Consider the following 7,292-nt stretch of genomic DNA (forward strand, 5'->3'; position numbering starts at 1 on the left):
GAGTAAAGCAAATGCTCCCCTCCCCAAAGCATCGGGGAGGGGAGCATTTGCTTTACTCAAATGCGGGGTGAGGTTCTTATTTTTGATTTATGCAAGAGGTCTAATTTGAAGATAAACGTTCCTTTTACGAAGTTGATTTGCACGAAACAACCAAACTAATCAAGCAGAAAATAGACACTCAGGTATCAGGAAGTCAAGTAGTTCTACAACGAATCATTCACAAGCAAGTCTTAGACGACTTTAAGAATGCAGAGCAACAGATTAATGACTACATCAAAAGCTTTCAAGATGAGTTTGACCGCTTGTTGAAAGAACGGGAGACCAGAGAAGCCGAAGCTGAACAAATTTGTGAAACTCTTAATGTTCAAAAAGTCAAGCTGAATGAATACTTGAATGAAGTAACTGCTATTCAAGCATCCTTGGATAATTGGAAGCCATTACAGAGAATCAGATAGGCGATAGACCACTCCCACATTCCAAATAGGTTGAAAAAGCGATCGCCTTATCTTATCAGCCCATGCAAGTGGGCTTTGTTCGTGTATTATATTTTCAAGGCTTCAACTCTCTGGCAATTTAGCAAACGTCTGCTCAACTAACTCCTTTGACTTAGCATCCAAACGCAGCCAATCCACTTCACCGAATTCATCGATTAAACTAGTATCAATATCAGCAGTTTCCTTCTCTGGGCTGTATTCAAGAAAACACACCTGATAACACAGTTCCCACAAATCGATACTCGCTTCTTGCTGTTGACGCTGTAAACGTAGATGATATCCTGGATGGGGCATCGGCAGACGAGCCAGAGTTCCTCTGATTTCATCTGCTTCTTGGGGTGTTGCAGTTTCCATTGCTTGCAATAGCTCAGTCACCAATGCTTTGATTTCATCAGTGGTGCTAGGCGGCCAAATCAGGACATCATGGTAAGTTCCCGTCCAGGAAGATTCATCAAGCTGCTTGCGGATATTATCGATAACGCGAATGAAAGCAGGTTGCATGAGGATTTCAGCCTGCTGCCATGCAACTGGATTTGTTATTTTGGGTGGCATTGGTAATAAACAGGGGCACTAAAAGAAAAATAAACAGTCTGCGTTTATTAAAAAGCTGCGTTTTTAATCTAAATCTTTTCTCAAGATAGCGGATTTCATTGAAGAAAATTTGGAGATATTTATTACCAGCTGGAAAATTAGGTAATAACTCTGGGGAGGGAATATGATAGGCAAGCTACTAGACCATCGTTACCAAGTAATTCGAGTCTTCGCGATGGGAGGATTTGGTCAAACCTACATTGCCCAAGATACTAGGCGGCCCGGCAATCCCATCTGCGTTGTCAAGCACCTCAAACCCGGAACTGACCCCAGAGTTTTTGATACTGCTAAACGCCTGTTCAACAGCGAAGCCGAAACTTTAGAAAAACTGGGCAATCATGACCAAATACCCAGGCTGCTAGCATACTTTGACGAAAACCAAGAATTTTATTTAGTACAAGAATATATCGAAGGACATACCCTAGCTGAGGAACTTATACCTGGTAAGTGCTGGAGTGAAAGCCAAGTAATTCAACTATTGCAAGAAGTTCTAGAAATTCTCGAATTTGTCCACCGCCAAGGCGTGATTCACCGCGACATCAAACCGGATAATATCATCCGCCGTGCTTCAGATAATAAGTTAGTTTTAGTGGACTTTGGGGCAGTGAAACAACTGCGTACACAACTGGTAACAGTGGGCGGACAACCCTCTGCCACAGTAGTTATTGGTACTCCTGGCTATATGCCCACAGAACAAGGGCAAGGTAAACCCCGTCCCAACAGTGATATCTATTCTCTTGGCATTATCGCCATTCAAGCATTAACAGGATTACAGGCAACAGAATTGCAAGAAAACCCGGACACGGGTGAAATCATCTGGCAGCAATCAGTAACTGTGAACTCTCGACTGGCGGCGGTATTGTCTAAAATGGTGAGTTATCACTTCAAAGACCGCTACCAAAACGCCACGGAAGCACTGCAAGCATGTAAAGAGGTGATTAATCCTGTACCTGCACTTTCCACACCTCAAGAATCTGCCAAAAATTCTAGTTACCAAGCAGCCAAATCCCAGCCTCAAGTATCTCGCCTGCTAACTGTTGCAGTTGCACCAGCAAATCCTATCCCCGCCAAACCTGCGCGTAAAGATTCTGACAAATCCGACCCATGGCCGATATTAATTGGCATATTATTGGCAGGTGGTACGGCTGCTTTGGTAGCAAATATATCTCCAAATGTGAAAAATTTAGCTTTTAACCTTACAGGTAAGGATACTGCCTTAGCAAACAAATGCTTGGCTGTTGTCGTCGGAAATTCTAATATTCGTTCTGAACCTAGTTCGATAAATTCTGATAATGTTTTGCAAACAGTTGCTGATAACACCAGTTTCGATGTGACTGGCAAACGCACAAAACGAGGTTGGATAGAAGTTAAACTTAAATCTGGTCGTTTGGCTTGGGCACACTCGGATGTGATAACCAATAATCAAGAATGGGGTTCTTGCCTGCGCGAAAAAGGCATTGCAACTAAGATTGTAGATGATAGTACCCTGATTGCGACTCGACCGACTCCCAAGCCACAACCCAAATCTAGGGATGTAGTAATTCCATTACCAGAAAAGCCGAAGGTGTCAACTGACGACGCTGCCAAATCAGAGCGATCGCAGCCTAATGATAACAGTGCCAATATTATCGAACAAGCAAAAAAGAAGTATGATTCAGGGGATATAATTGGAGCGATCGCACTTTTAAAATCAATTCCAGCAAATGCTGCTTCTGGTATCCAAGAAACAGGCAAAATGATTGCCCAGTGGCAGCAAGATTGGGCTAAGGCAGAGGCATTATCTAATGAGATCAATAAAGCAATAGATGATGGTAAATGGGATAAAGTTTTAGATTATAGAAACCATCCAGAAAAGTTGCCTAATACTCAATATTGGCGAAATAGAATAGAACCATTATTTAAACAAGCAGCCGAAAATCTGGCAAAAAAGGGACTAACTGAGCTAGAAAATCAAGGTAATCAAAAAAATACCCAACAGAAACTTCCCGATACTAAGCAACCTGCCACTAGAGAGAGTCCTAATCCTACAGAAACTCCTGAAAGCGGTTTGTGAGATCAAAGTTTGCTAATTATAATGTTTCAGCATCTATTGGTAATAGGTAATAAATAATCTTATTATTTTTATCTATCGATGTTGAACTAATTTATCTTTTATTGATGTATATTTTCAGCATTTTGAAGGGCTTGTGCTAATAATTGTTCGCTTTTATCTTTTTGTTTTAATTGTGCGTACTCAATATATGATTAATAATACCGCGTGAGCGCAGGTTGTCGTACTCCTACGGAGAAGCAAGCTACGCGTAGCGTCTCGCAGAGAAGACATCGCCAGTTTTTTGAGTTTCATCCGCTTTTTGAGCTTGATTAATCACTCATGTACAAAAAAAGCATCTAGGCAGTATTTTAACAGTGTTACCCTGTATATCTCTTACCTAGATGCTTTGTCTGATATTTTTTGTTGTTACTGCATTTCGTCGTATTCTGGGGCTTCAACTCGTCTTGTTTCCATCCGCGAAGCAGGCAAAAACTCAGCGCGACGGACTGGAACCAAGGGCGGCGTATTTCCTTGGTAAGGGTGAATCACTTGTACAGTACGGGCTGGGCGCTGCCGTGGTGAGAATAAAGCCAATACCCCAGCGACGACAACACCACCACCAATAGTGAGAGTTGCGCCTCCTACAGCCCAAAGCACGGGTGAAGACCACCAAGAATTTTGCGGCTGGAGTGCTGTTGATTTTTGTTGGTTATACTGCTGGGCTTGTTGCCACTGCTGCTGAGTATTGAAATTTTGAACTTGGCCCTGGAGTTGTTGATTTTGCAACTTCAGCTGTTCATTGTCGTTTTTTAAACGCTCCAACTGCATCTGGGTGTTCAGCTTCTCCATCTCCAGATGTTGGTCAGCATTGGCAGCAGTGGGTGGCTGATTGGGATATATTGGTTGCCCATAAGGCCCATAAGGATACATTTGTGGCTGTATTCCCGGCGCTACTACAGTTCCTGGCATTTGCGGAGCAACAGCAAAGTTAGGCTGTAGGGGGGTATTTGTTCCTTTAAGCAATACGAGAGCCGCCAGCCCAGCTACTGCAACCCCACCGATAAACGCCATACTCTCACTCATCGCCTTTGCTCCTCAATTGCGACCTAATAATAATCATTTGTGACTGACTCACTCTCACACTCATAAATTATGCCTACTTGACTTCACATAATACTCAAACTATAAGCGACCGGATCAGCTAGTTTTTTTACATCATGATATCTGATGTTAATATTCAAAACCATAACGGTCAAATTGTCTACCAAACAAGCATAGAAAAACTGCGCTGTTATACTTTTTTTAATCTACTTTCCCCGTCTAATCAAGAAGAGTATTTGTGCTGGTGCTGGTGGTCTTGATGGCAGCCTTGAGACTTTGGCAAAATTGGGCGATCGCCGATAGTCCCTGTTCTGGTGTCCCTTCTGCTAACCGTTTTACAACAGCGCTACCCACGATCGCACCATCTGCGCCCCATTCCCTTACCTGACGGGCTTGGGCAGCTTCAGATATCCCAAAGCCGACTGCGATGGGTTTATCAGTAACACTACGAATTTGTTTGAGTAAATCGGACACGCGGATTTCCAGTTGCGATCGCACTCCTGTAACCCCAGTCACGCTGACTAAATAAATAAATCCTTGGGAAGAACGAGCGATCGCTTCTATGCGTTCAGCAGAACTGGTGGGCGCTACCAACAAAATGACATCAATTCCCATCTCACTAGCTGGTTGGAGCAAGCCTGCTGCTTCTTCCAACGGCAAATCTGGTACTACCAATCCCGCAACCCCAGCCGCAGCAACTGAAGAAAGAAATTTTTCAATTCCACGGTGCAGAATTGGGTTGTAATAGGTAAATAAAATAATGGGCGATCGCAATTTGGGAGTAATCTCTTGCAGCATTTCTAGCACCTGCTCTAACTTCGTACCCCTTTGCAAGGCGCGGGTAGCAGCAGCTTGAATGACTGGCCCATCAGCCAAAGGATCGGAATAGGGTATACCCAGTTCTATAATGTCAGCTCCACTACGATCTAGAACCTGCAAGGCTTTTGCTGTTGTTTCTAAATCTGGATCGCCAGCAGTGATAAACGGAATTAGAGCGCACTCACCATTGTGCCCAAGGGTTTCAAAGCAATCAGAAATCGCAGTCATTAGTCACTAGTCATTAGTCAGTGGTCATTGGTCATTAGTCGTTGGTCATTTGTAACTAAACAAAGGACAAACGACAACTGACCAATGATAACTTTACACCTGAGATTGCTCTTCTTGTTCTATTTGGGCTTGAATTCGTGCTAGTTCTTCGGGAGTAAGCTCATCTAACCGCTTTTGCAGAAAGTCTTGCTCATACTGTTCCCGTTGTTGATGGTAGGTCATTTTTTGTCCCACCGCGCGGAAAAAATAGGTGGCTAACCAGCCAACTAACCCACTGACTAGTAAGACTTGGCTCCATATACCAGCTTTTTGATTATCCAAACCGACTAGCTGCAATCCTACATAAGCCAAGCCGCCAGCAATAAAAACACCCAAGCCAATTCCAATAGCGTCAATCCGTCGCATGAGAGTTATGACCTACCAATCTAGTTAAACTTCAATTTGTCGCCGTTGGGGTCGAAAATTTAGAAACGGCGATAGAACCAATAAACCTGGAAAGAAGAAGAACACCAAAAAGTACATAAAGGTACGCTCGATGGAGGTAGCTACATACCAACGCTGCTTCAGGTACAGCAAAATAGCAATTGGGATTACCAGAAGGTAAGCTCCAGCCAAAATCAGATAGAGCAGGGCGACAATCATAAACTTTCAAGTCTTAAGCATCTGTTTTCCATCATAGGCTGAAGAGCCAGACTCAAGAAAGTATAGTCATCACCGAAGAAGCAGGGGAGCAGGGAACTCAAAGCTGGGGAGAAAGATACTGGAATTCTCCTGCAAAAAGGGTTTCAAAGCAAATAAATTTATTTATTTATGGTATGCCTGTGCCCAAAAGCAAAAATATTTATTTTGAGCGGAAAGTGCCACAAGAAATAATGCGTCCAAGATCAAGCCCACTTCGGCTACGCTCAGTGCATCGCCTAAATTTATTTATGGGGTTCTTCCCCAAGCTTTGAGCTCCCTGCCCCTTTTCCTCTTCTGTGACGCTTTCAACATAACTACCCCATAATTTATCCTCTATGTCCATATTAATTGACAGAAAATAGTTATTATGCTAAAATTGCAAATCTGCTAGCAAAAGAATGCTCTAGTCAGACAAGATGAAAAACTCATCCAGATTGATTAGGAGGAAACAAGGAAAACTTGCAACTCTAGAAAGCGATCGCCCAATCTGGAAAAAATATTTTTAATCTAGTTGGACAAAAGACACAATTGATGGTGGAATAGATGAGGAGGTATTTGCTGCCTCCAAAAAATAACTAGTTATGCTAGTTGCAAAACACCTGCGGGGGTGTGGCGGAATGGTAGACGCTACGGACTTAGATAACTGAGCCTTGAAGGAGAAATCCCTCAAGTGGAAGCTCTCAAACTCAGGGAAACCTAAATCTGGTGACAGACATGGCAATCCTGAGCCAAGCCCAGAAATTTTAGATTTGCGATTTTAGATTTGTGATTAGTCTACAATCCAAAATTCAAAATCGTTCGACTGAGCGTTCGCGCAGCGTCTCGTAGAGAAGCCGAAGTCTAAAATCCAAAATTGAGGGAAGGTGCAGAGACCCGACGGGAGCTACCCTAACGTTAAGTCGAGGGTAAAGGGAGAGTCCAATTCTTAAAACCTGATGCTAAAACTGTCAGGTAGCAGTGAAAACTGCGGGAGGATGAAAATCCGTTGACCGTAAAAGGTCGTGTGGGTTCAAGTCCCTCCACCCCCATTAGACATGCGAAAAGACTCCTGATACTTGGTATGGGGGTCTTTTTGTACAGTGACTAATTATTTGTCGTCGGTGACGAATTGTTGTCGTTGAGCCAGATTATCTGTCATCGTGACAAATTAGATGTCGCTAGTTTGGCGGTGACAAATTCATGTCGCTGATAATGCACTCTGTAATGTATTATACAAAGCGACTAAAACGAGGGGGTGAAGGGACTTGCTTTCAACCCGCCCCTAACTTTAATAATTACTGAAACCTAACACTAATCCTGTTTGAAAGATTTTTAAATCCTCCCATTGCTGAGAGGACGGTTGCAAC

Annotated in this window: 7 protein-coding genes; 2 read left to right on the forward strand and 5 right to left on the reverse strand. The window is 43.1% G+C overall.

The annotated features are described in order from the left end of the window. The first annotated feature begins 137 nt into the window (after positions 1-137). Positions 138-455, forward strand: coding sequence for a hypothetical protein (locus tag ACFFAP_RS02255; protein WP_375509695.1), 318 nt, complete (start codon positions 138-140; stop codon positions 453-455). 102 nt (positions 456-557) lie between these two features. Here the strand turns inward: ACFFAP_RS02255 and ACFFAP_RS02260 are convergent, their stop codons facing one another. Further along, a complete protein-coding gene (locus ACFFAP_RS02260; protein ID WP_375509696.1) occupies positions 558-1,046 on the reverse strand; it encodes a hypothetical protein in 489 nt (162 codons plus the stop codon). Between the two features lie 163 nt (positions 1,047-1,209). Here ACFFAP_RS02260 and ACFFAP_RS02265 point away from each other — a divergent pair, with 163 nt between their 5' ends. Beyond that, positions 1,210-3,138, forward strand: coding sequence for a protein kinase (locus ACFFAP_RS02265; RefSeq protein ID WP_375509697.1), 1,929 nt, complete (start codon positions 1,210-1,212; stop codon positions 3,136-3,138). 405 nt (positions 3,139-3,543) lie between these two features. Here ACFFAP_RS02265 and ACFFAP_RS02270 read toward each other — a convergent pair whose 3' ends face one another. The 4 genes from ACFFAP_RS02270 to ndhL form a co-directional block, all read right to left on the reverse strand. Beyond that, on the reverse strand, positions 3,544-4,200 hold the full coding sequence (locus ACFFAP_RS02270; RefSeq protein WP_375509698.1) for a heterocyst differentiation related protein: 657 nt from the start codon (positions 4,198-4,200) through the stop codon (positions 3,544-3,546). Positions 4,201-4,437: 237 nt separating this feature from the next. Beyond that, the gene (gene trpA / locus ACFFAP_RS02275; protein ID WP_375509699.1) at positions 4,438-5,265 is read right to left on the reverse strand and encodes a tryptophan synthase subunit alpha; all 828 of its coding nucleotides are present in this window, start codon (positions 5,263-5,265) and stop codon (positions 4,438-4,440) included. A gap of 93 nt (positions 5,266-5,358) precedes the next feature. Next, entirely contained in the window at positions 5,359-5,670 is a 312-nt protein-coding gene (locus tag ACFFAP_RS02280) for a DUF3007 family protein (protein ID WP_292760198.1), read from the reverse strand. A 24-nt stretch (positions 5,671-5,694) separates the two neighbouring features. Next, positions 5,695-5,907 carry an NAD(P)H-quinone oxidoreductase subunit L gene (gene ndhL, locus ACFFAP_RS02285; RefSeq protein WP_100900242.1) on the reverse strand — a complete coding sequence of 71 codons (213 nt, stop codon included), beginning with the start codon at positions 5,905-5,907 and terminating at the stop codon, positions 5,695-5,697. Positions 5,908-7,292 lie beyond the last annotated feature (1,385 nt).

It is taken from the genome of uncultured Nostoc sp. (assembly GCF_964245575.1).
GTDB lineage: Bacteria > Cyanobacteriota > Cyanobacteriia > Cyanobacteriales > Nostocaceae > Nostoc.

Coding starts and splice junctions, on each gene's coding strand:
- ACFFAP_RS02260 (WP_375509696.1), bottom strand. CDS start 1,046: ATGCCACCCAAAATAACAAATCCAGTTGCATGGCAGCAGGCTGAAATC.
- ACFFAP_RS02270 (WP_375509698.1), bottom strand. CDS start 4,200: ATGAGTGAGAGTATGGCGTTTATCGGTGGGGTTGCAGTAGCTGGGCTG.
- ACFFAP_RS02265 (WP_375509697.1), top strand. CDS start 1,210: ATGATAGGCAAGCTACTAGACCATCGTTACCAAGTAATTCGAGTCTTC.
- ndhL (WP_100900242.1), bottom strand. CDS start 5,907: ATGATTGTCGCCCTGCTCTATCTGATTTTGGCTGGAGCTTACCTTCTG.
- ACFFAP_RS02280 (WP_292760198.1), bottom strand. CDS start 5,670: ATGCGACGGATTGACGCTATTGGAATTGGCTTGGGTGTTTTTATTGCT.
- trpA (WP_375509699.1), bottom strand. CDS start 5,265: ATGACTGCGATTTCTGATTGCTTTGAAACCCTTGGGCACAATGGTGAG.